This is a genomic window from Niastella sp. OAS944, from assembly GCA_024809215.1.
GTDB lineage: Bacteria > Bacteroidota > Bacteroidia > Chitinophagales > Chitinophagaceae > Niastella.
Genome location: JANUBW010000008.1, coordinates 16,447 through 40,777, shown reverse-complemented (window position 1 = coordinate 40,777; position 24,331 = coordinate 16,447). Strand labels below are relative to the sequence as shown.

Below are 24,331 nucleotides of genomic sequence, written 5' to 3'. Positions count from 1 at the left end.
ATCTTTACGAGTATTCGTTAAGCTTTTTTATTCACTGGCAACAGTTTCTAAAATTTTATGCCCTTTGGGCTATACTTAAAAACCTTTACCTAAGTGACTATTTTAATACATTCGTCTATGGGCTTCGAATTTCAAAAAAGCAAAAATATTATGAAAAAAGCAAAAATATTCTTAACAGCTCTTACTGTGCTGGCAATTACAGGAGGTGGGTTAGCTTTCAAAGTAACAATCCCGATAAGATTTGCGCAGTGTGATTTATCAAGTCGCATATGTAAATTAAACACACTCACAACCATCGGTATAAAAACTACCAATATTGGTGGAATTATAGCAGATTATGATATACTGGGCAAGAACTGTGTTTTTGACCCAAATGTGCGTGAGTTTACCTGTACAACACAAACAACCACAGATATTTTGGAATAGTCATCAAACTTACATTATTCAGCAGTACAATTTTATAAAATAAAATCACACGCTCTAGACCAAACCTAAAATACTAACTATCCTATCTTCCAAAGCTAAATCGCTGTTCTTTTTGCGGCCAAACTTCACCTAGGGTATTCCCGTCAAACAATATGCCGTCTTTCATAACAAATTGTATTTCGCGGCTATTATGAATATCATCCAGCGGGTCTTTATTCAATATTATTAAATCCGCGATTTTACCTACTTCTAAGGAACCAACATCATTTTGTATACCTAAAGCTTCTGCCCCTGTCAGTGTTGCTGCCCTCAATGCCTCAAGATTAGTAATGCCTCCCATTTGAAGTGCCCACAATTCATTATGCGCACCAATCCCTTGATCGTTTCCATGACTACCTAAACCTACCTTTACCCCAGCTTTTATCATCCGCGCATTAATACGCGCAGGCGCTAGGAAAGTTGGGTCGATAGTATCCTTTGTTACCGTATTTAGAATATTCTCCAATGATTCAGCTCCATTTCCCGTAGGAAATAAACTGGAAGAGTCGCTTTTGAGAAATCTTTTCATTTTATCATTGGGTATTTTCCAAAATCTGTATTTAAAATATTCTTTAGCCGGTTCTTTGGTACCAAAGGAAACCTGAATTGTTGGAGTGAAAAAAACCCCGGAATTGGCAAATAACTGAATGACATCGTTATAAACATCTCCCCATCTTGGATTATGTTCAATGCCTGTACTTCCATCCTTTATCATCGCTATCTGAGGGAAAGGTTCAAACGCGCCTTCATTAGTCATATTCAAACCAGATTCTCTGCAAGCCATTAACAACCATTGCTTTTGCTTACGGGTAGGAAGCATATATTGCTTTATCACTGTCCCACCAAGAGCAGCACGCTTTTTGACCAAAGCTCTTGCTTCTTCAAAATTATCCAGCTTAATGAGCCCATCACCAATCCTAGCCGGCCTTCCAACAGAATACAATCGAGGACCGATCATCTTTCCAGATTGTAATAATTCAGCATAACCAAAAGAGTCAAAGTTGAGTGAAGGATCGCGCGCAGTTGTTACTCCATAAGCGAGATTACTCAAAAACACCCACGACTGCTGTGGAAAAATATCTGGAGATAAACGCATATGCAAATGAAGATCGACAAATCCAGGAATAATTGTTTTTCCTTTCATGTCATAAACGGTAGCTCCTTCAGGAATTGCTACTAGCCCAGCTTTACCCACATTTAAAATGCGTCCATTTTTTATAACAATAGTCCCGTTTTCAATTACATCATTACCTTTCATAGTAATTATTCTCGCGCTCTTAATTGCAAGAATACCTTTGCCATAATTTGAAGGGACCTTCATGTAAAGTTTTATATCCTCACTTGGTTTGATATCTTTTCTATCATTTTTTATTTGCTCGCATTGTGTTGTATAGAAATGGTTGCCAAAAGTCCAGCCAAGTCTTTGACCATTTGACTCCCAAACCGGATCCATTCCGGCGCCTATTTTGATTGCGAGAGAATTATTAGGAGACAACTGTATTATTTTGCCAGTTTCAATGGGTATCAAATAAATATCTTCACATGCAGAATATGCCAAATATTTTCCATCGGGGGATAGGGTTCGCTGCTGAATATAAGAGTCCTCTAACCCTTCAGCCAATACTTCTGACATTGTCCCATCTATGCTTTTTGCCACTAACATAGAACCGCTTCGTTTATAACCCCGGGCTATAAACCTTGGTTGGAAAATGACTTTTTTACCGTCATTTGAAAAAGAAAGACCATTCCATAAAGGCACAGAATCCTCCAGTTTCCTAGGTTCGCCACCATTTGTCGGTACAAGTTCAAGCGTTCCTATCCCTTCATCATCCCGATCATTCAATGAAGGCCTTCCCTTTATAATGGCGATCCACCTTCCATCAGGCGACCAAGCAGGTCGTTGATAATTACCAGAAACCTTTGTCAATTGTTCAGGTTGGCCACCAGTGCTGTTGACCTTCCAAAGCTGCCCTTCAAATTTATCACTCCAAGTGACATAAACTATCCACTTACCGTCACATGAATATACAGGTTGAAACTGGTTCATATCCTGCTCAACAAGAAGCTTAGGTGTACCTCCAGGCAAATTCATTGTATAAACTTTTCCTAATGTCGAGAAAACCAACTGCTTACCATCGATACGGCGACTTACAGAACGAACATATTTCAATTGGAAACTGTCATATGAAATAGGAAATTTATTATACACAAATGCCCCTAAGTCCAACCTTATGTTTGCAGAAAAAGGAATGATTCTATTTTTCGCATCTTGTAGAAAGACCTGATGAATTTTTCCACCGTAACCAATATAGATACTTTTTGAATCTGGTGAAAAGGCAAAATGAGGCTGAGGAACATCTGCCCTATATGAATAAGGTTCTTGCAATAAAGAAGGAATTATGATCTTCTTGATATCATTTATGGAATCATACAAAACCAGTGCTTTGGTGCCATTTGTATCTTTTATATACGCACGATACCGTCTATCAGGAGATCTAAGATTAGCGCTTTCAATAATTGGAAGATTCGAAGATGATAGCACATTAATATCTTTTCCACTAATAGATTGTTTATACCAACATAATTCTCCACTGCCATCGCTCATATATCTGAAAGTCTTACCGTCCGAAAGCCAAACAGGTTTTGATTTTAATCCTATTCCATGAGTTAACTGGCGTGTCTTTCCTCCTTGAGAAGATACCACATGAATGTCACCTACCAGATCAAACAACAACTGTTTACCGTCGGGCGAAACATCGACACTCATGTATGACCCTTCTGAGGTATTGAAACTAACAGTGCGTTCTGGTTTTATTGGTAACGATTGACCTTTGATAAGCCCTGGCGCACTAGAGATTATAAATAATAAAAAACGAATTCTAATAAAACTGTAAAACATAATTTTTACTTTATTATGATAATCGTTTACACAAAGTAGATACATTAATTAAGTTACGAAAAATAAATGGCAAAATATCCGTCTAACATATACCAACATTTTTCGCCAGTTATGTATACGTTTAAATCTAATAGAAATTTGGTTATATTATTTAGTACAGTTTATAGTCAATAATTTAATAGCTTTTATATCCTCTATAAACAATGGCAGAGTAGAAGTCTCTACAAAAAAGGAAATCTTAGAAATATTTTACAAAAACCGCCCTTAAAATAACTTTAGCCCAATCTCATATCAAACGGGACTGATATCATATCATATCACCCTACACTCATACATTTTTGATCCTACCTTGCTATTGAAACACGGATCACAAACGCTCAGTAATATGAAAAAACTCAGTATCGCATTTGTCATAACTTGCCTTGTCGGATGCTTTGGCGCCGAACCCCAAAAAACAGGCATGGAGGGAAAACCATTACCAGGTTTTAACTTGCTGCTGCCAGATAGTTCTACATGGGTAAATACCAACCAAGCCCCAAAAGGCAAACCAGTTATCCTTTATTATTTTAATCCACACTGCCCATATTGCAAAGCCCAAACAAAAGAGATTATAGAAGATATGGATCAATTAAAAGCCAATCAGTTTTATTTTATCACCCCTTATCCATTCGATGAAATGAAAAAGTTCTGGAAAGAATATGAACTGGCGAAATACCCCAACATATCAACAGGAATAGACACTTCAGGTGCGATGGGCAATTACTTTGAAGTAAGTGGTGTGCCTTATTTAGCCATTTACGGAAAAGACCAAAAACTGACTAATACGTTTATGGGTAAGATTTATAGCAGCCAGATAAAAAAAGTAGCTGAGCAGTAGTTTGGAATACCAAGTATATTCACTGTTACTTATAACGAATAAAATATAGAGGTCTTGAACTTATCGGCGTTGTATTGCCATTAAAAAATGAAACTATGGGCAAAAAAGCTATCATAATAGGCGCAGGTCCGGCTGGTCTTACCGCAGCATATGAGTTACTGAAACGTACAGACATTAAACCCATCATTCTCGAAAAATCTGGTGATATAGGCGGCATATCCAAGACCATTAATTATAAAGGGAACCGGATGGATATTGGAGGGCATCGCTTTTTTTCAAAAAGCGACCGGGTGATGAACTGGTGGTTGAATATCATGCCAGTCCAACCTAATGTGGATACTTATACTACTATTACTTATCAGCGAAAACATCGTACCATAAAACAAGAAGAAGCACATTCCAGGTTAGCTCCTGAAGATGAAAGCAAAATGATGCTGATTCGTAAACGCTTATCACGCATTTATTTTCTACGAAAGTTCTTTACCTATCCTATACAATTATCTATTGACACTTTACAGAAGCTTGGAGCGGTGCGAACGCTTGGCATTCTTATTTCATATCTGAAGGCCCAACTATTCCCACGCAAACCAGAAAAAAGCCTAGAGGATTTTTTAATTAACCGGTTTGGCGTAAAACTATATTTACTTTTTTTCAAAGACTATACTGAAAAAGTTTGGGGCGTTCCCTGTAATGAAATCTCCGCGGAATGGGGAGCCCAACGGATAAAAGGCGTATCTATTAGTAAAGCCATACAACATGCCGCGCAAACGATGATGAAGAAAAAGAAAAGTAGTGATATTGCACAGAAGAACACAGAAACCAGCTTAATAGAACAATTCCTCTATCCAGCACTAGGTCCCGGACAGTTATGGGAGGAAGTAGCGCGCCAGGTACAAGAAATGGGTGGAATCATCATCATGCATGAAAGCGTAAAAAAAATACTTACCTCCAACAATAAAGTAACAGGCGTTATCACAGAAATTAAAGAGTCTGGCGTACAAACAGAATATACAGGGGATTATTTTTTTAGCACCATGCCTGTACAGGAACTGATAGCAGGAATGAATGGACAAGTACCATCAGATGTAAAGGAAATAGCTGCAGGATTACAGTACCGTGATTTTATAACTATAGGTATACTGTTGAAAAAACTAACCTCAATAAACAGTCAAAAGATCTTACCCGATACCTGGATCTACATACAGGAAAGGGATGTAAAAGTAGGCCGCTTACAGATCTTTAATAACTGGAGCCCCTATATGGTCAAAGACCCAAACACCGTCTGGCTGGGTATGGAATACTTTTGCAACGAAGGGGATGCATTCTGGAGTTTGACCAATGAAGAAATAGAACGGACAGCCGTTGAAGAACTGGAAAAAATGGGTCTAGCGAAGGTAGAAGATGTTCTGGACAGCACGGTTCAGCGGATGGAAAAGACCTACCCAGCTTATTTTGGCACGTATAATCAATTTGACAAAGTTAAAGAATATACTGACCGGTTTGAAAATTTATTCCTTGTAGGCCGTAATGGTATGCACAAGTATAACAATAGTGATCACAGTATGTTGACCGCTATGGTGTCAGTAGATAATATTTGTGCAGGTGTTACCAGTAAAGGGAATATATGGGAGATTAATACTGAACAGGAGTATCATGAAGAAAAGTCAAAAGACAATAACCATATTAACAACAACAATGAACCTAATATTTCTAGCAACTCAAATGAAATGAGTGTAGATAACGACATTACGGATTCAAAAAGAACCAACAAACCAACAGCTTCGTTTCCTGAATTAGAATCCGTAGTTCCTTTTAAGGCATTCTTATATAACGACAAGCGAAACAGAATATACTTGTATTGCTCTGCTATCGCTATTATAATACAGTTTGCCGTATTTAAATATTTTTATCCGTTTGCTAGTTTTATTAATGGGGATTCATATGTATACCTGGAGACAGCATATCAAAATTTATCCATTAATACCTATCCTGTTGGTTATTCTAATTTCTTAAGATTATTTAGCGTTTTTACTAAGTCAGATTTAATCCTGGTAGCCTTTCAATACTTATTATTGAATATTAGCCTTCTAGTTTTTTTGTTTACAATTTTTTACTTCTACAAGCCGGGTAAGCCAGCACAAATATTTCTTTTGGCCTTTCTAATACTTAATCCAGTATTTCTGTATCTGTCTAACTATGTAAGCAGTGATACTTTATTTCTGGCACTCAGTCTTATGTGGCTTACTCAATTAATATGGATTATTCATCGTCCTACTACTAAATTAATCATATGGAACGGACTTATTTTATTTTGTGTTTTTACAATAAGGTATAATGCGATGTACTATCCAATAATAGCGGGCATTGCCTTTTTGCTATCAAAACAGAAATGGTGGATGAAAATAGCAGGACCCGCAATTGGAGTAGCATTGATTGGCTTATTTGTATTATATACAGGGAATCAATACAAAAAGCTAACAGGAGTTTGGCAGTTCTCACCATTTAGTGGTTGGCAATTAGCGAATAATGCGATGTATGCTTACCGCTATGTAGACAAAGCCGACCGAACTATTGTACCTACTAGATTAAGGGAAATTGATAAAATGATAAGTACTTATTTTGATACCACCAAAGATCTTAAACGTTTTCCTCATGAAAAAATGAAAGCAAGTACCGTTTATATGTGGACGCCAGGCTTGCCACTTCAAAAATATATGGTAGATCATTCTAAAAATGATACATCTAAAAAAGATTTAAAACGCTGGGCAGCAGTTGGTCCTTTATATAGTGGTTATGGATCCTATATTATCAGAAAGCATCCACTTGCATTTTTGCAGTACTATATTTGGCCGAACGCCGTAAAGTTTTATGCTCCACCAGTAGAATTTTTGGAACAATACAGCACTGGTAAGGATAGCGTAGCTCCCATTGCCCAACAATGGTTTGGGTATAAAAGCAGAAAAATAACAAGCAGGTTTAAGGACTTTGACGTACAGATACTGGATTTTTTACCGATTATGGCAGGTATGCTACACATTGTTTTTTTGTTTGGATTAATGGGCTACTTAATGTTTCAGGGATATAAAAAGCAGCCATGGCTTAACAAAGCCATATTATTGGTGACAACATTTTGGTTATTAAACTTTGGATTTAGTGTGTTCGCATCTCCCATTGCTTTACGATTCCAACTGTTTCCCATTATTGTATCAATTGCCTTTGCTTGCCTATTTATAGAATATATTATAAAAGTCGCCAGACAACATGAAACTAACTATATATCTAAGGAAGTAGGGCATATACAGTTTTCAGCATAATTACCTGAATAGAGAGAATTGAAAGTGCAAGACCATATATTAACTCAGATAAAGCATTTCTTATCAATAAGCCTTCACTCTAATTTGATAAGAACACAATATCCGGATACTTCAAGAGGGGGCAATTGCCTGCCGCCTTCACTATGAAGTTATAAATAAGTGTAGGCAAATTTACTAAAATAAAGTTTAGCTTTTTAAATTCAAAAAGCAAAAATATTTATGAAAAAAGCAAAAATATTTTTGACAGCACTTACAGTTTTGGCAGTAGTAGGAGGCGCATTAGCTTTCAAGGCAAAACAACCAAGACAATTTGCCTTTTGTAATACAGCTAGCGGAATTTGTGAATTAAATACATTTACAACCTTCACTATCAAAGAAACTCAATCTGGTGGCGCTCCAGCTGATTATGATGTATTGGGCCATGCTTGTGTTTCTACTATTCCGAATGGACCGTTAGTAACCTGTACAACACTTACAACAACGACCAAAGAATAATTGTAAAATTATCGTTGTTAATTGATACTATTTTTTAAATAGAATCTTTAGTCATTAGGCAATTGCCAAAAAAAGAGGCTTCTCATTTTGAGATAAGCCTCTTTTTTGTAAATCTCCATATAGACATGACGACAAATTTTCATTTTAATCCGTAACTGAAAATTAAATGCAAATTGTTTAAATAAATTATACTATTATGGCCATGTCTTCTCACCCTTTTGCATTTTTTCTAAATTCTGTTGAACAGCCAGATTATTATATTTTTTTATTCTAAGCTCTTGTATTGCTTTTTTCTGCCAAATTATAGCTTCCTGTACAAGGCCGAGTTTATAAAGAATATTTGCATAGGTATCCATAAAATCGGGAGCGGCAGGTTCTAGTTCATTTGCACGTTTACTCCATTCCAGCGCTTGTCTTAATTCTTCATTATCCTTACTATTCTCAAATATTGTCCATGACCAGGTATTCAATGTATTTGCAGTCAGAAAAGTTGAAAAAGAATCTGCATAATACCTTGCAGCAGCAACCAAATTTTTACATGTTTTTTCTGTATGATAATATCCAATGGCATTTAAATAAAAAACAACACAAGAACCAACCACAAATTCAGCATCTTTTCCAAGCTTTTGCTTCTCAACCAGAGGCAAAATTTTACTCCAATCCGAATTTATTTTTAAAGCGTGTTCAATCTCCGTTTTAAAGATAATACCAGGTTTATATATTTTAAAAGCTTCTTCTCCCAATGGCCCATATTTTTTTAGATTTAAATTTATTATTCTCCAATCTGGTTTACCTTTCTTTATTGAACTGTATGGTTTAATTTCTTCATTATTAATAATACTCAATACAATATTTTTACAGGCACTCTCATTCATCCGTTTATTTGTTTCAACTATCCTTTTTGCACTGTCCTTGAACATTACAAACCCCCTGTCTTTGCTGTTGTTTGTAAATTCAGTCATCAACTGAATATTATCTTGCGTAAACAATGAATCAATTGATAATCCATTAATGAAATCGTTAGCTATTTTATGAGCTAGTTCCATTCCCTCCACTCTCTTTACCTTGCGTGCCAATGTTTTTATAGACGTAAGATCGAGTTCATTTCGACGATACTTTTCTAATACCGTATAATATTGTTTTTCTGAATTTACTGCATCAGATCCAATACATATGAAGTAATCAGAATCAAATGCACCAACATCTCTATGCACAACATCACCACTTGGCGAAAAGAAGAGATAAGTAGGAAAAGCAGTCACTTTAAAATTATTTTTTATCATGTTAGCGTCAACATACCAACTTTTAATAAAGTCGTTATCAGACTTCGATGTATCCATTTGAACCTTGACAGAAATAAATCTATCATTAAAATATTTACCAACCTTTTCAGTAGAGTAGACAGTTTTATCCATCATCTTACAAGGACCACACCAGGTGGCATAGCAATCAGCAAATATGTATTTATTTTCGTCTTTCGCTTTTTGCAGCACCTGTTTCCAAGTCAGACTTTTTTCGAATTTAATTCCTTCCTGAGCATATATAAACATAGGCAAAAGGAAGATAAGACTGAATAGTTTTTTCATATTCCAGACTAATTTTATTTCTTTTTTTAATCTTTATTTATTTTAATTATGGGATTATCTTTTATAGCAGATGACAATTGGAACTTCACATAAAATCAAAATTTGCTATCTTTTATCTGTCGTTGTTAACTCTTGTCACTCCTAATGCCGGTGTAGTACCCACCAACCCCCGAATAACCAAGGTTACGTTTGAAAATCTTGGAACCGTGGAAGTCGTAAGTGAAAAAGTTGCAAGCGGCGCAGATGGTGAAGCGGCAGAAGCATCTCTTATCTGAAATGTATATGCGCTGTTGTAAAAGCCAGGATATGTTTTAAATTCAGTATACTGTTTATAAGCAAGATTACTTACTTCATTTATTGTAGGTGTCGTTGACAAAGTAATATTTAATGGCGTGCTATTAGGGGACAAGTTGATAAATCTAATTCCTGCAGTACTATCTGTTCTGTATGGAATATCTTCCTTAATTATTACTCCTTCGGTGCTTCCTGCCTGACCACAAACAAACAAGGAATATATCTCTCTATCCTCTGTAACAAACTTTGAATCGGAAAAATATGGATGTAATGAATCTGCAACAGGCCAAAAATATAGATCATTGCTCCCCTGAAACAATGAAATTTGTGCAAAATTGTTATTTCCTATAGTAACTGCCCGGCTTCCTATTTTCATTCCGACTCCACCTACAACAGCATTTACCGCTGTTAATGACGTCAAAGAGTAACTTTCAATCTTATACTTTTTGCAGGAAGTAATAGAAATTATTGCACACAATAACGTAATCAATTTATTTTTATGTTCCATAAATATTGCTTTAGTTAATTTGGTAATCACCTCATTGAATTACTTTAATCTAGGTTAAGTGATTTACTCTAAAAAAGGATTCCGCTGTAATTCCGTTTGAGAAATGGGAAACCATTGCGAATTTGTATCCCAAGTTCCACCTTTTTGTGGTGTAACCACAGCCATTACAGAGTCCACTGCTCCTGTTCTTTTCAAATCTAACCAGCGATGCCCCCATTCCGTAAATAGCTCCACCTGGCGTTCGTGTAAAATAGCAGCCAGCAAAGAGGATTTATCCGTCGAACCAGGATAACTTAATAGTCTTGCCCTTTTCCTTATGACATTCAGATCATCAATGGCACCAGCAGCATCACCCAGTTGAGCTTTTGCTTCGGCCCGATTGAGGTAAAGTTCACCTAGTCTTAACACCACCTGAAACTCATTTACAGGAACATTTGGTGCAACAATTGTATATTTATATGGATAGTAATAAGTAGTGCTGCCAAGAATAACACTTTTTACCCATGCAGTTTTTCGATTATCGCCATTTTCAAAGCTATTAAGAAGAAAATTGCTCAAGTAAACAGGATTCCCGCCACTTGGCCCCGTTGCTGGAATGATAAATAGCCTGGCATCCCCTGTATTCCAACCCGTATTAACGGGTTGCAATTGCCAAATTGCTTCTTTGCTTGCTTTACTAAACACTGAATTTGTTAATGATACAGTATCATATAAAGTATTGTTGCTTATTACAGTTGTCGCTGCAACTTCAGCTTCTCTCCATTTCTGTTGATACAGAAACACTCTGCTCAGCATGGCAGCTGCAGCCCATTTTGTTGGGCGAAGCCGATCATCTGTAGTGCTCAGAATATCTGCATTCAGATAGTTAGGGCTTAATAAACTTTCAGCATCTTTTAAATCATTTATGACTTGTTGCCAAACTTCTGATTTGGGGGTACGTGGCATTACCGAGTTTATTAAATAATCGGTACTTACTACTAACGGTACATCACCATAAAGAGTAACCAAATAGAAATAAATGAAGGCACGCATAAATTTTGCTTCGCCCAATAATTGATTCTTAACAGTTGGGGTTAAAGCTGTAGCAGCAGTAAGTCCTTCAACTGCCGAATTAATAGTAAATATTTTTTGATAAAGCGGCTCCCAATAACCACCGCCTATATTGGAACTGGTTAAAGAATTAGTATAGTAAAAAAGGGGTGCGCCAGGAACACCTGCATGCAACTTGAATTCGTCAGCAGCTAAGCCACCAAAAAATGATAGAGACCCCGGCCCTGAATTAATACTATTAACACCAAATCTGTTAAAACTAGCATAAAGGCCTGTTAAAACTGCTGCAGCTGTAGCATCAGCAGAGAACACTAAACTTGCAGAAGTACTTGTAACAGGAGAATTTACTTCCACCATTTTTTTGCAAGCGCTAGTTCCTATTACTAATAAGCCTACAAATAAAAAAAAGGGGATTATATATTTAATATTTTTTTTCATAAATTTCATTTATCAAACTAAATTTTAAAATCCAACCTGCAAACCAACTGTAATTACTTTAAGTGGAGGTAGGCTGACTGAATTTAAAGTCTCTGGATCAAGCCCTATATAATTTGTGATTGTAAGCAAATTCTGTCCTTGCATATATAATCGACCATGTGTCAATCCAGCGCGTTTATACCAAGAACCTGGTATCATCCATGACAATGAAATATTTTTGAGTCGAGCAAACGATGCATCACCATAGGCGGCATCACTAATACTAGCTTCTGAAGATGGCGAATATAAACCAAAATTTGAATTGTATCGTTGTATAGAACTTATATCGCCAGGTTTACGCCAACGTTGCAATACCGAAACTGGTTGATTATAATTCATATACGCACCTGCAGCATTTCCAAAGTAATAATTAGGGCCTTTTCTATTAACTAGCTGAAAAGAAAAATCAAACTCAAATCTTTTATACCTGATGTTGTTATGAATTCCTCCATAAAGGATTGGTGAATTATTGATCAACACTGTTCGATCCTTTGAACTATTAGGTGATGAAGTAAGTTTCCCTTCGTTATCTAAAAATTGATATGTGCCGGTTGAGGGATTAACCCCTGCCCACGAATTAACTTTAGTAAGAGTTATTGATTTACCAACAAAATATGTGTTATTATAACCAGAGTTTTCGATGTTATTAAATTTGAGTAATTGGTTCTTAGGTACCGTAAGATTAAAATCACAAGACCATGAAAAGTCTTTTGTATTAATATTTGATGTGCTAAGCGTAAATTCCCAACCGGAATTTTGTACTGTTGCAGGAAGATTTCTGAATATACTACCAAACCCTGTTTGAATTGGAAGATTATAATTGAGCAATTGATTACTAGACCTATTTTGAAAATAGTTGGCTGCGAGAATTACCCTTTCCTTAAAGAGGCCTACATTTAATCCTAAATTAAGTTTTTTTGTTTCTTCCCATTGCAATAAAGCATTAGGTAGGCCCCCTGCCAGCATGCCATTCACCCCCTGGTAAGGAACGCCATCGGAAGATGATGAATAAAGCGACATAAACTGATAATCGCCAATTTGATCATTACCAGTACTGCCATAGCTTGCAGTTAATTTGCCAAAACTAATAAAAGGAAGTTCGTTTTGAATAAATCTTTCCTTAGAGAAGATCCAACCGATACCGGCTGCTCCAAAGTTGTGAAATTGATTTCCCGGACCAAAACGACTGCTGCCATCACGTCTTAGTGTCAAATTAATTATATATTTATCAATCAGATTGTAAGTTAACCTGGAAAACAAGGCATTATATTTATAGACCGAATTTACGGTACCATCAATAACGACTTTAGCTGCAGATCTAACATCATCCAGTACAACATCGCTATTATATGTCTCTCCTCTAAGCCTTAAACCATTACTAATGTTTTGCTGAATAGTAGTCCCTATTAAAACCTCTAATTGGTTTTTACCAAACTTTGTTTTATAACTAACCTGCGGTTCGATAATCCAGGAACTAATATTATTATTTGAATAAAGAGCACTTCGAATAGTTGTTATTCTATCTTCTGGAGCTGAGGAAACCAAAGGGTAAGTTACAATTTCATTAGCTTGCAAATTGGTATAACCAAAGCTACTTTTAATCTCCAAATCTGGAATGATTTTATAACTCACAACAGCATTACCTACAAGATTTTTTGTTTTATTTTTGTACCTGTTATTTAAATAAGCCAACGGATTTGTCCAACTGGAAACTCCACTAGCATTAGGCATCCAATTGAGCAAACCATCTTCGGTGTATATGTTGGGGGCATTGGGGGCTAACTTTATGGCATCTTCTGTAAGATCCCTTGAAATGATTCGATTATTGTCTTCGAGGTAACTGCCTGTTAATAGCAAACGAAATTTTTGATTAGTAGAAACATTGTTTATACTAAAGTGTACGGAACCTTTTTGGTCGGAAAGATCACCAGGGAATACCGTAGTTTCTCTATGATAGCCTACACCTACTAATACCTGCGTATTTATGTTCCCACCTGAGACCGTTCCATTAACGTCAGTATAATGGGATGCATTACCGATTAATTCTTTTTGCCAGTCAGTATACCTAGTCGTATCCCAAAAACCGTTTATATCATAATCAGCATCAGTAATTGCAGCGTTATCATTTCGTTTGGCCTCCCTACGCATTTCCTGGTATTGATGTGTATCAAGTAAATCAAGTTTACGCGCTACCTTTCCCCAACCGGTTTGCATATTTATATCAATTCTAGTCTGACCTGATTTTCCTTTTTTTGTAGTAATGAGGATAACTCCATTGGCACCACGGGAACCATATATAGCAGTCGCGTCTGCATCTTTCAAAATCGATATACTTTCAATGTCTGCAGGATTTAAGAAACTTAGCGGATTCCCGCTCGTAGTTTGTGCTGAACCATGTGCAGCAGAGTTACCTAATACAGATCCATAATTGGCTAATAAAAGTGAAGTATAAGGGACTCCATCAATTACATAAAATGGATCACTTCCACGATTAAGACTGTTCTTTCCTTGTATGGTGACCTGTACTCCAGAACCGGGCAATCCATTCGCCTGAGTTATAAACAGGCCGGGCACTCGTCCTTGTAAAGCGAGCAATGGGTTATTCACCGGCTGCTTAGCTATATCTTCCGCCTTCACCACTCCTACATTCCCTGTTTTTAATCGATTGGTAGTTGTTCCATATCCAATCACAACCGTTTCATCCATCATCGACAACTTCTGTTCCAACGCGATGTTCACAATACCCGAACTTCGCACAGTAAATGTTTTTATATCATGACCTACGTAGCTTATTTCTAACACCGAGTTCTCAGGTATATCTTTTAAATAAAACCGTCCATCCTTATCTGTTACCACGCCGACATTGCTTCCCCGAACCTTAACATTTGCACCAGGCAATGGCCTACCCTCATTATCAGTAACACTACCACTTACATCAATAGGTCCGCTTTTAAGCTCTTGAATCCCGGCAATCGCTTTTATATATTGCTTCTGTTTTATGATAATAAGCTTATCATCTCCCTTCACCCTATACTCCAACCCCTGCCCAGCCACCACCATATCCAATACCTCAGTCATCAAAGCATTAGTAACATCCACCGTCACCCGATGTGTGTTGGCAAGTATGTTTGAAGTATACAAAAAATTGAAGCCCGTCTGCTTCTTTATCTCGGTAAAAATCTTCTCAATATGAACCTCCCGTTCACTGAGCGTAACCTTTTGCCCGAAGCCATCGGTGGCATTCACCTGCAGGCAGGTGGCCAAAATGAGGAATGCAATTAGTTTCATAATCCTGAGTGCCTTTTGAACCAGGGCACCGGTGTTGGCGGCGCCGGTTGTTAGTTTTGGTTGCACGGCTTTACTGCTGCTGGAATGCAATAAATGCCAGCGCTTGCAAACGATAATTTGCATACATTTGGGTTGTAAATGTTAACTAAATAAGAGGCCGATGGCTTCAGAATGGTTAGCTTCAGCCGGGAGTGTTCGCGCACTACCGGCTTTTTCGTCATAAGCAATTTGGAACAACAGTAAGGCTAATGATAATGGTAGATGTATAAATAGGCAGCCTCGCCCGGAGTCTCCGGGGGAATATGATAAGGAAGTTTATGCTTAGGTTCTATATCTTACTTATTTGGATAAGATCACTTTTTTTCCCTGAATGGTGAAATGTATCGATCCCGCTTCTTCTAACAACTCCAACACTTTTGAGGCATAATTATACCGCGATATCGCGCCGTTAAATGCTAATTCTTTAACACTGTTACTTTTAAACTCGGTCTTTTCAAGATCATACCACCGCTCCATTTGGCGCATGATCAGCTGAATATTGGTGTTATTAAAAACGAACTTTCCCGCCTTCCACGCCATTACCATTCCCACATCAATATCTGTGATCACATCAACGCTTGTATTTTTCACCACAGCTTGTTCTCCGGGTTTGATGGTTCGTTCTGATTGGGCTGTTTGTACTTTTACACTTCCTTCAAGCAAGGTTACTTTAATATTGTCTTCATTATCGTAAGTATTCACATTGAATTTGGTACCCAACACCATCACATTCATACTTCCTTTACCTACGATGAATTTTTTGGTCTGCGACTTTGTTACCTCAAAGTAAGCTTCGCCGGTTATTTCCACTTTTCGTTCATCTTCACTAAATGCTACCGGGTACCTGATCGAACTCTCGGCATTCAGCCACACCTTGGTTCCTTCACTCAATTGTAGATAAACAACATCCCCACCCTTGGGCACCGTTACCTTATTATAGATCAGTTGTTGATGGTTGTTTTTTTCATGGCTATACCTAAGCACCCCATTTTTATCGCGCAACACCTGGGTACTTCCCTGCGTAGCTAACAACCCGTTTTGTAAACTGTCAAGCACGATTGTTTGTCCATTATCCAATGTAAGGATAGCCTTTTGGGTTGTAGGCTTTGCATCCTGTTTCGCATCTTTTACTATTAATGGTACTTCGGGTTGTTTTGGTTTTCGTATTAAATAAGTGCCTATCAACAAAAACAAGAACACGGCAGCTGCACCTATTACATACTTTACCACGCGCCTCATCCTTATGATCCTTGCCGCCTGGATACGTTCCCACCCCATCGCTTCCATTTTTTCCCAGGCTTTCTTTAGGTCAAGATCCTTTTGTTCGCCATACAGTCGCAATTGCTCAGCCACCCAAACCGGATCATTGAAATCAATAATGTACTCCCGGTACTTATCATTCTGCTGTATCCAGTCTTCCAGGTAAGCCAATTCTTCGGAAGTCAATTCCTCCCTGGTGAATCGCTTGATCAACAACGCTGCTATTTTATCGTATTGCTGCACTCGGTTAATGGTTTGTATTTATTAATACCTTTCGGTAATAATTAAATAACATTTACATAACATAAAAACAATGGTTTTTGGGTAGTCTCTACAAGAAAGGAAGAATATTTATGAAATATTTTAATGCATGGAATGAGAAAAGGGAAGCAACAACCAAAACACCACCATGGCGTTTTCTGAAAACTTCATTCGTAATGCATTAAGCGCGCGGCTTTTCTGGTTGTATACGGTACTTACTTTTAAATGTAGTTCTTCCGCAATTTCAGCCGGCGCCTTTTCTTCAAAGTATAACTTCTTAAACACCTTGCGGCACTCTTCGGGCAACTCCTCAATGGCATTATATATAGCCGCAACAACGCCCTGCTTTATACCAAACTCAAACTCAAGTAACGTATCATCTGCCATGCGGGTGGCAAATTGACGCAACTGTTCCCGCTTATGCTGCTCAGACTTTATATAATTCAAACTCGAATTACGGCCACAGATATACAGAAACGCCTTCATGTTGATCTCCGTCTCAAACGCATGACAACGATTGAACAGGGCCTGAAATGCCCTTAATGAGATATCCTCCGCCTCCTCGCGGCTGCCCGTAAGTTTGGCAACGAATAGCAACAAGGCAGGATAATAATGATCAAAAACCTTTTTAAAGATTCTTTCATCCCCCTGTTTAAAATCGCTAATCTCCTTACTGTTTAGGATCTCAATGTTCATACGAATTCCTTCCCGCCGCATCTTCTGCAACAGGTGCTACTAATGTTTTAAAATAAGGTAAAGAATAAGGATGTGATTAAATGAACACTAACGCCAATTTATAATTAACCATGAACAAAATTTACCATCTAATAGTACAATCGATCGCCTTTAAGTATTTATCATACTTGCAGTAAAGAGGTACATTTAGTTGAGTTTTTCAAAAAGAAGAATCCGGAGTATCCAGATGGGACAAAGCTTTCAGATGTAGGTGTTTTCCAAGTATTGGGCAAAACTACAGCATTGCTTTAATTTATATACGATTATTTATATAAGTTGATCAAAATCAATTGCACTTTAGCATTACAGTGCATCAATATTGTTGAACTCTAATACTTATGTGCAAAACACTCACTAAATTGTACTATAGCTCACATTCATTCACCATAACCATAACTAACCTATGAGATATTTGTTGATTATACTTGTACATTCAGGCATTAGCGCCACCGCGCAAATTGACACTGCTACCGTAAGCCACGCACAAAAATTGATCGGCATCAATTTTACCGATGCAGAGAAAGACAGCATGACCGGCTGGCTTAACACGTATAAACAGGAGTATGATAAACTGCATCAACAACCTACCCCCAACGGCCTCTCCTACCCTTTTGCGTTTCACCCTGCGCCACCGGGTTTTACAATACCAACCAAACAGTTACCCGTTCACTGGAACATCCCCACTAACGTTACCCTCCCTGCCAACCGCAATGAACTGGCTTTTTATTCCATTCCGCAACTGGCCTCTTTAATAAAAAATAAAAAGATAAGCTCGGTTGAACTCACGAAGTTCTTCCTCGATCGCTTAAAGAAATGGGGCGACACCCTGGAATGTGTGATCACCATAACCGAAGAACTGGCTTTAGCACAGGCGAAACAAGCCGACGCTGAAATAAGCAAAGGCCAGTGGCGCAGCCCGCTCCATGGCATTCCTTATGGCATTAAAGACCTCTTCGCCGTTAAAGGATATAAAACCACCTGGGGCTCGGTGCCGTATAAAGACCAGGTTATTGATGAAGATGCTTTCGTGTACACGCAACTTAAAAAAGCGGGCGCCATACTGGTGGCAAAGCTTACATTGGGCGAGCTGGCCAATATGGACCTGTGGTTTGGCGGCCGCACCCGCAACCCCTGGGACCTTACCCGTGGTGCCGGTGGCTCCAGCGCAGGGTCTGGTGCTGCTACTGCAGCCGGTTTAGTTCCTTATGCCATTGGTACCGAAACCTGGGGCTCCATCATAACTCCTGCGCATCGCTGTGGCGCTACCGGACTGCGCCCTACCTTTGGCTCCGTTAGTCGCGCCGGCGGTATGACGCTTGCCTGGAGCCTCGATAAACCCGGCCCCATCTGTCGCAGTGCCGAAGACGCCGCCATTGTATTTTATTATATGAAAGGCCGCGACGATAACGACGCCAGTTCCATCGATCGCGCCTTTAACTATACCGGCAAGGCCGAGCTTAAAAAGCTGCGCATCGCTTACGCCGGCAATTACTTTAACAAATTAGGGCTGCAAAGTATGCAATGGAGTGTGCTGAAAACATTTCGGGAGCTGGGCGCCAACCTGCAGGAAGTGCAGTTCCCCGACTCGGCCATCTATACCTATAATATGGTAGGCATTATTATCAGCGCCGAATCGGCCGCGGCCTTTGATGAATTAACCCGCAGTAATCGCGATGACCTTATTCGCCGGCAGGACAAGAACTTCTGGCCCAATACCTTTCGCATGGCGCGTTTTATACCGGCCGTTGAATATATCAATGCCAACCGCCATCGCTCGGTATTAATGGAAAAGGTAAACGCCTTTATGAAAAACTATGATATAGTTATAACACCTTCCTTTGTAGATAATCAAATGGCCATTACCAACCTTACCGGTCACCCGGCCCTGGTAATGCCTATTGGCTTCACCACCGATACACACCTGCCCAACAGCATCACCCTTATTGGCAACTTGTACGATGAGGCCATTATACTGGCCGTTGCAAAAGCTTTTCAGGATGCTACCAGCCATAATAAACAGCATCCTGATAAGTTTAAAAATTGACTTTGTGTATGAACTGTAGAAAATGACGTATGAACTGTAGCTTCCACTCTCCCACAAAAGCCACGATGGTTATACATTTGCGGTCATAAGATGAAAAGCAACCGTTATGACCAAACACGCACTCTCCCGTTTACTTATTATTGGCCTGGCCTTATTATGCGCCTGCAAAAAACACAACGACCCGCCTAAAGACCCCGAAGAAAATATACCGCAATACCAGCTAAAGGCCATTACCTGGAGCAATGGCCTTAAAGGCGAGTTTGTTTACAACAATGAAAACAACCTGCAGCATATTGATTATACATTTCAGAATGTGGGTGGCAGAACTGTCTTTGGCTGGAATGGTAAAACCTTTACCGAAATGTACGACGACCGCTCTATGTACAAGAATGTTTATGAATATGACGCTGAAGGAAAGCCTATAAGAATGCGCAACCTGCCGCGTAATGGCAGTATACCCGCTGAGTACCGTTTCGATTTTCATTACAATGCCGCCAAACGAATTGACTCATTGCAATACAGTACCATTAACGAAGCCGGCATAAAACCCAAATGGCTTAGTACGTATGAATATAACAGTACTGGTGATTTGCTAAAGGTTATCACTAAATACGACGATACAGAGATCACCCATACCATCGATGCCTATTCACCACCTGTAAGTTTTTTACCCTGCCATTACATTGAGACCACCATGAACGAAAACTATGTGATCTATAACCTGGGTATTATGACGCAATTGCAAAAACAACATAAGCTTCCATCGAAAGTTACAAGGGTTGTAAGAACCGGTTCAGAACCTTCGTATGTTGATAAAATTGAGGAGCAGATCTTTACAGTGAATGATTATAAGATAGAGAAGATAAATACTATGATTAGTTATCCGGGAATGCCGGGGTATACTAATAAGCTGGAAGCTATATATAGCTACTTTTAGCTCAAAATTACTCTTTGAGGTGTTAAGGAACAGGTTGAAAAGGTGATAGAGTTGATATGGTTGATAGAGGAACAACCCTGTATTACCTTTATCAACTCTATCACCCTTATCAACTTTTCAACTAACGAGGCAACTCGCTTAAAGGCAACACAGCTATACCCCTTGGCCTATAACTGGCAGTCACCGGCAACTGCACCGGCTCATTCTCCTCCTGCAATCCCCCCTCATCAACCTGCACCATATGCAGGTAATTATAATTGGCTGTAGTTGTATCAGGATTGGTATGCTGTGATACTACATACAGTAAGTGGTTGTTGGTGCTGGCGGCCAGCGACACACACTGACTGCTTACATAAGTACCAAAATAACCGGGGTATGTAGGGCCACCCTGCTTTAAGGTAAGGTCGCCGGTTTTACGCGGCGCATGCACATCGGTGATATCGAACATACTTACCGAATTCTCCATGGTATTGGCCGTGAACAACCGGTTATTACTAACATTGCTGCAAAAGCGGCTGCAGCCGGGTCGTGCCGTAGCATCACCTGCATGGGTGAGTGCACCTGTGGAAGTATTGATGTCATAAAAACTAAACTTTTCGCTGAACGGAAAAGCTACGTACAATACGTTTTGTTTACTGGGTTGGTACATCCCCAATGCACCAGGTGTATTGGGGTCGAATGTTGGCGCATCGGGACCGGCTTTCAGCGCTCCATCTTTACCAATTGAAAACAGGTTCATACGTACAGCCGGCGGCGTATAATTATAGCCCCAGGTATTGGAGCCATATACAAAACCACCGCTGCGCGAAACGAGCACCTGCCCCGGGGAAATACCTTCGCGCACATCATACTTACTTACCGGCGTTAAAGTTCCATTACCATCTAATGTAAATACCGAATAATTGGGCGGCATAGAGGAAGGTATAGCCGGATGATTGCTTTTATTAAGCACAATTACATATTGCTGCCATTGGTCGATGCTTACGGGTGTTTCGCCATTGGAAGAAATGGGCGAACCTGGCGCCAATGATAAAGAGCCATCAGAATGTATCTTAAAAACCGAAATGGTATTATCACCCGAATTAACGGTAAGCAAAAATCGCTTATCGTTTGAGAGACGTACTTCATGGTCGCTACTAAAAGAACCGGCATTGGGCGAAGTAGGTATGCCCCGGCCGCCGGTTAAAAAAGGACTACCTGGCAACAACTCCACCTCACCTGTGGCATATACCCGGTAAGCAAGTACGCCGTTTTGCGTCTGGTTTGAATTATTTGTTTGAATATAGATCATGTCATCGGCAGCACCCTTCGGCCCCGCCTGCGGTTTTCCGCTGCCACTGTATTCATTAAGCTTGCTACAACCTGCCAGCAGACTGCAGATAATGATCACCCACAAAGCTGCCAACACACATTTCACACAAAGTAGTTTCATATATAGGGATAAATTATTTGCCGTTGAAAACCTTTTTCACAAAGGGATGGTATCATAGAAAGGATAGTAAAAAGCAGTTCAGGTACAGCTAAAAGCTGAAAGCCTAAAGCTAAAAGCAAATACACCAGCGCCAGCGCCTGAGTTTTCACCTCAAACATCAAAGCTAAAGCGGAAGAACAATTACAAATTAAATACCATTGCCAAAATGAGGCGCGGCAGCCTGTATGGGCTGCCGCGCAAGGTATCGATGGCTGATACGTAGATTTTTTTACCCGCTCTTAATTCAATGTTCGGTATTCATTAGGCGTATAGCCTGTTTTTTGTTTAAACAGCCGGGTAAAATGTTGCGGATATTTAAAACCAAGTTCATACGCTATTTCACTTACCGATTTGCCCGCATCAAATATTCGCTCCTTGGCCATATCAATGACTTTCGATTGAATATATTCCTGGGCGCTTTTACCGGTTTCTTTTTTTATAAGATCGCCAAAATAGTTGGCCGATAAATTCAATTCCCTGGCGCACCAGGCAACGGCGGGTAAACCATCTGTTTGTGGTTTATCGCTGCTGAAATAATCGTTCAGCAATGCTTCAAATTTTTGAAGGATGCCTTTATGCGCATTATCGCGGGTAATGAACTGCCGGTCGTAATACCGGTTGCAATAGTTCAGGAACAATTCAAGCGTGGAGGCTATCACTGTTTTGCTATGCTTATCTATAGGATGTTCCAGCTCAAATTGAATTTGTTTAAACAGGTCGAGCACTACCTGCCGTTCTTTTTCTGATAAATGCAGGGCCTCATTTACATCGTACGAAAAGAAAGAATACTCATGAATATGTTTACCTAATGAGGTACCCTTTATAAGATCGGGATGAAAAAGCAATGCCCAACCGTAGGGTTGCGCCGTTTCAGTTCTACGGCCAACACCCAGCACTTGTCCCGGCGCCACAAACACCAACGTACCTTCCTGGTAATCGTAATTACTACGCCCATATTTTAACTCCCCGCAAACCAGTTGTTTTAAATAAATGGCATACAGTCCGAAATTGAACCGTGCTTCGGGCATTGGTTTGGCGTGTTGCAGATCGAGGACGGTTATTAATGGATGCAGGGTGCTCATGCCGCGGATGTCGTTGTATTGGGCAACTGTTTCCAGTTTAATTATTTCATTCATAGTCGTTCGCTTCAGGTACAAATTTACGGCTTTGCCCGGCAACCTAACTACCCCACAAGACCAATCAGTGATTTTGGTAGAAGAAGCAGTAATTGGTATACCATATAGTTTTTAAAACGACCGCAACTTTGCATCAGCAATCAGGTAATAACCACTAAAAAAATATTATGAAGTACAGAAAATTAGGCAACAGCGATTTGCAGGTATCGGCACTGGGTTTAGGATGTATGGGATTAAGTTTCGGCCTGGGTGTGGCCCCCGACAAACAAAGCTCCATAGCCCTGATACGCGGCGCCTTTGAAGCCGGCATTACTTTCTTTGACACGGCCGAGGCCTATGGCCCCGGTGTTAATGAAGAATTATTAGGTGAAGCATTAGGCCTCGTGCGCGACCAGGTAGTGATTGCTACCAAGTTTGGTTTTAAAGAAGGCAAAACCAACCTGGGGGTAGACAGCCGGCCGGAGAACATCAGGGCCGTTGCAGAAGCCTCATTAAAAAGATTAGGCACCGATCGTATAGATCTGTTTTATCAACACCGTGTTGACCCCAACGTGCCTATTGAAGAAGTGGCGGGTGTTATACAGGAGTTGATAAAAGAAGGAAAGGTAAAATACTGGGGCTTGTCAGAAGCCGGTGTACAAACCATTCGCCGCGCACATGCGGTGCAACCGGTAACAGCTTTACAAAGCGAGTATTCATTATGGTGGCGCGAACCCGAGCAGGAGATATTGCCAACACTGGAAGAACTGGGCATTGGGTTTGTGCCATTCAGTCCGCTCGGTAAAGGCTTTTTAACCGGCGCCATTACTGAAAGCACACAGTTCGACAGCAGTGATTTCCGCAACCAGGTGCCGCGTTTTTCGGAGGAGAACCGTAAGGCCAACCAGGTTTTGATAGATGTGTTGAAAGCCATTGCCGACGCCAAAAGCGCCACTACGGCACAAATAGCACTGGCTTGGTTACTGGCGCAAAAGCCATGGATAGTGCCCATACCCGGTACTACCAAGTTGCATCGGTTAAAAGAGAATATCGGAGCATTGGACATTGAGCTTTCGGCCAATGATTTAAAAGAGATAGAAACTGCACTGGCGCAAATAACGGTACAGGGCGACCGCTATCCGCAGCATTTTCAAAAGATGGTGAACAGATGAGAAAGGTATTGATCACATTGTATAGTAAGGAGAATGTGGGAATA

The 24,331-nt window shown here is 39.6% G+C and carries 16 protein-coding genes; 7 read left to right on the top strand and 9 right to left on the bottom strand.

All coding sequences use genetic code 11. The features are described 5' to 3' along the window. The first annotated feature begins 150 nt into the window (after nucleotides 1-150). Nucleotides 151-426: a hypothetical protein gene (locus tag GGD38_RS26570; RefSeq protein WP_375303232.1), complete on the top strand. Its 276-nt coding sequence runs from the start codon at nucleotides 151-153 to the stop codon at nucleotides 424-426. Nucleotides 427-508: 82 nt separating this feature from the next. On the opposite strand, the gene GGD38_RS26565 is transcribed toward GGD38_RS26570, so the two are convergent. Next, on the bottom strand, nucleotides 509-3,364 hold the full coding sequence (locus GGD38_RS26565; RefSeq protein ID WP_375303233.1) for an amidohydrolase family protein: 2,856 nt from the start codon (nucleotides 3,362-3,364) through the stop codon (nucleotides 509-511). Between the two features lie 385 nt (nucleotides 3,365-3,749). On the opposite strand from GGD38_RS26565, the gene GGD38_RS26560 reads away from it, so the two are divergent. The 3 genes from GGD38_RS26560 to GGD38_RS26550 all read left to right on the top strand — a co-directional run bounded on the left by GGD38_RS26560 (nucleotide 3,750) and on the right by GGD38_RS26550 (nucleotide 8,050). After that, nucleotides 3,750-4,241, top strand: a complete 492-nt coding sequence (locus tag GGD38_RS26560; protein WP_375303234.1) for a TlpA family protein disulfide reductase — start codon at nucleotides 3,750-3,752, stop codon at nucleotides 4,239-4,241. 95 nt (nucleotides 4,242-4,336) lie between these two features. Continuing rightward, nucleotides 4,337-7,555 carry an NAD(P)-binding protein gene (locus GGD38_RS26555; RefSeq protein ID WP_375303235.1) on the top strand — a complete coding sequence of 1,073 codons (3,219 nt, stop codon included), beginning with the start codon at nucleotides 4,337-4,339 and terminating at the stop codon, nucleotides 7,553-7,555. A 219-nt stretch (nucleotides 7,556-7,774) separates the two neighbouring features. Continuing rightward, nucleotides 7,775-8,050, top strand: coding sequence for a hypothetical protein (locus GGD38_RS26550; RefSeq protein ID WP_375303236.1), 276 nt, complete (start codon nucleotides 7,775-7,777; stop codon nucleotides 8,048-8,050). Between the two features lie 194 nt (nucleotides 8,051-8,244). Here the strand turns inward: GGD38_RS26550 and GGD38_RS26545 are convergent, their stop codons facing one another. From GGD38_RS26545 to GGD38_RS26520, 6 genes are all read right to left on the bottom strand, one after another. After that, the gene (locus tag GGD38_RS26545; protein WP_375303237.1) at nucleotides 8,245-9,636 is read right to left on the bottom strand and encodes a thioredoxin family protein; all 1,392 of its coding nucleotides are present in this window, start codon (nucleotides 9,634-9,636) and stop codon (nucleotides 8,245-8,247) included. 112 nt (nucleotides 9,637-9,748) lie between these two features. Beyond that, nucleotides 9,749-10,438, bottom strand: a complete 690-nt coding sequence (locus tag GGD38_RS26540; RefSeq protein WP_375303238.1) for a hypothetical protein — start codon at nucleotides 10,436-10,438, stop codon at nucleotides 9,749-9,751. A 63-nt stretch (nucleotides 10,439-10,501) separates the two neighbouring features. Beyond that, nucleotides 10,502-11,926: a RagB/SusD family nutrient uptake outer membrane protein gene (locus tag GGD38_RS26535; protein ID WP_375303239.1), complete on the bottom strand. Its 1,425-nt coding sequence runs from the start codon at nucleotides 11,924-11,926 to the stop codon at nucleotides 10,502-10,504. 24 nt (nucleotides 11,927-11,950) lie between these two features. Beyond that, nucleotides 11,951-15,376 (bottom strand): SusC/RagA family TonB-linked outer membrane protein, encoded by a 3,426-nt coding sequence (locus tag GGD38_RS26530; RefSeq protein ID WP_375303240.1) that lies wholly within the window; start codon nucleotides 15,374-15,376, stop codon nucleotides 11,951-11,953. Nucleotides 15,377-15,592: 216 nt separating this feature from the next. Next, nucleotides 15,593-16,795 carry a FecR family protein gene (locus GGD38_RS26525; protein WP_375303241.1) on the bottom strand — a complete coding sequence of 401 codons (1,203 nt, stop codon included), beginning with the start codon at nucleotides 16,793-16,795 and terminating at the stop codon, nucleotides 15,593-15,595. Nucleotides 16,796-16,915: 120 nt separating this feature from the next. Further along, nucleotides 16,916-17,509: an RNA polymerase sigma factor gene (locus GGD38_RS26520; protein WP_375303907.1), complete on the bottom strand. Its 594-nt coding sequence runs from the start codon at nucleotides 17,507-17,509 to the stop codon at nucleotides 16,916-16,918. A 442-nt stretch (nucleotides 17,510-17,951) separates the two neighbouring features. Here GGD38_RS26520 and GGD38_RS26515 point away from each other — a divergent pair, with 442 nt between their 5' ends. Beyond that, nucleotides 17,952-19,592: an amidase gene (locus GGD38_RS26515; RefSeq protein WP_375303242.1), complete on the top strand. Its 1,641-nt coding sequence runs from the start codon at nucleotides 17,952-17,954 to the stop codon at nucleotides 19,590-19,592. Between the two features lie 106 nt (nucleotides 19,593-19,698). Beyond that, nucleotides 19,699-20,529 carry a hypothetical protein gene (locus tag GGD38_RS26510; RefSeq protein WP_375303243.1) on the top strand — a complete coding sequence of 277 codons (831 nt, stop codon included), beginning with the start codon at nucleotides 19,699-19,701 and terminating at the stop codon, nucleotides 20,527-20,529. A gap of 121 nt (nucleotides 20,530-20,650) precedes the next feature. Here GGD38_RS26510 and GGD38_RS26505 read toward each other — a convergent pair whose 3' ends face one another. Beyond that, nucleotides 20,651-21,961 (bottom strand): beta-propeller fold lactonase family protein, encoded by a 1,311-nt coding sequence (locus tag GGD38_RS26505; protein WP_375303244.1) that lies wholly within the window; start codon nucleotides 21,959-21,961, stop codon nucleotides 20,651-20,653. Nucleotides 21,962-22,239: 278 nt separating this feature from the next. Further along, nucleotides 22,240-23,136 (bottom strand): helix-turn-helix domain-containing protein, encoded by an 897-nt coding sequence (locus GGD38_RS26500; RefSeq protein WP_375303245.1) that lies wholly within the window; start codon nucleotides 23,134-23,136, stop codon nucleotides 22,240-22,242. Nucleotides 23,137-23,303: 167 nt separating this feature from the next. Between GGD38_RS26500 and GGD38_RS26495 the strand changes: the two genes are divergently transcribed. Beyond that, nucleotides 23,304-24,287, top strand: a complete 984-nt coding sequence (locus tag GGD38_RS26495) for an aldo/keto reductase (RefSeq protein ID WP_375303246.1) — start codon at nucleotides 23,304-23,306, stop codon at nucleotides 24,285-24,287. Nucleotides 24,288-24,331: the final 44 nt, after the last annotated feature.

Bases quoted from the DNA above. Each gene is read 5' to 3' on its own strand.
- GGD38_RS26495 (WP_375303246.1), top strand. From the start codon at position 23,304: ATGAAGTACAGAAAATTAGGCAACAGCGATTTGCAGGTATCGGCACTG.
- GGD38_RS26550 (WP_375303236.1), top strand. From the start codon at position 7,775: ATGAAAAAAGCAAAAATATTTTTGACAGCACTTACAGTTTTGGCAGTA.
- GGD38_RS26535 (WP_375303239.1), bottom strand. From the start codon at position 11,926: ATGAAAAAAAATATTAAATATATAATCCCCTTTTTTTTATTTGTAGGC.
- GGD38_RS26555 (WP_375303235.1), top strand. From the start codon at position 4,337: ATGGGCAAAAAAGCTATCATAATAGGCGCAGGTCCGGCTGGTCTTACC.
- GGD38_RS26540 (WP_375303238.1), bottom strand. From the start codon at position 10,438: ATGGAACATAAAAATAAATTGATTACGTTATTGTGTGCAATAATTTCT.
- GGD38_RS26565 (WP_375303233.1), bottom strand. From the start codon at position 3,364: ATGTTTTACAGTTTTATTAGAATTCGTTTTTTATTATTTATAATCTCT.
- GGD38_RS26505 (WP_375303244.1), bottom strand. From the start codon at position 21,961: ATGAAACTACTTTGTGTGAAATGTGTGTTGGCAGCTTTGTGGGTGATC.
- GGD38_RS26500 (WP_375303245.1), bottom strand. From the start codon at position 23,136: ATGAATGAAATAATTAAACTGGAAACAGTTGCCCAATACAACGACATC.
- GGD38_RS26545 (WP_375303237.1), bottom strand. From the start codon at position 9,636: ATGAAAAAACTATTCAGTCTTATCTTCCTTTTGCCTATGTTTATATAT.
- GGD38_RS26510 (WP_375303243.1), top strand. From the start codon at position 19,699: ATGACCAAACACGCACTCTCCCGTTTACTTATTATTGGCCTGGCCTTA.
- GGD38_RS26560 (WP_375303234.1), top strand. From the start codon at position 3,750: ATGAAAAAACTCAGTATCGCATTTGTCATAACTTGCCTTGTCGGATGC.
- GGD38_RS26520 (WP_375303907.1), bottom strand. From the start codon at position 17,509: ATGAACATTGAGATCCTAAACAGTAAGGAGATTAGCGATTTTAAACAG.
- GGD38_RS26530 (WP_375303240.1), bottom strand. From the start codon at position 15,376: ATGCAAATTATCGTTTGCAAGCGCTGGCATTTATTGCATTCCAGCAGC.
- GGD38_RS26515 (WP_375303242.1), top strand. From the start codon at position 17,952: ATGAGATATTTGTTGATTATACTTGTACATTCAGGCATTAGCGCCACC.
- GGD38_RS26570 (WP_375303232.1), top strand. From the start codon at position 151: ATGAAAAAAGCAAAAATATTCTTAACAGCTCTTACTGTGCTGGCAATT.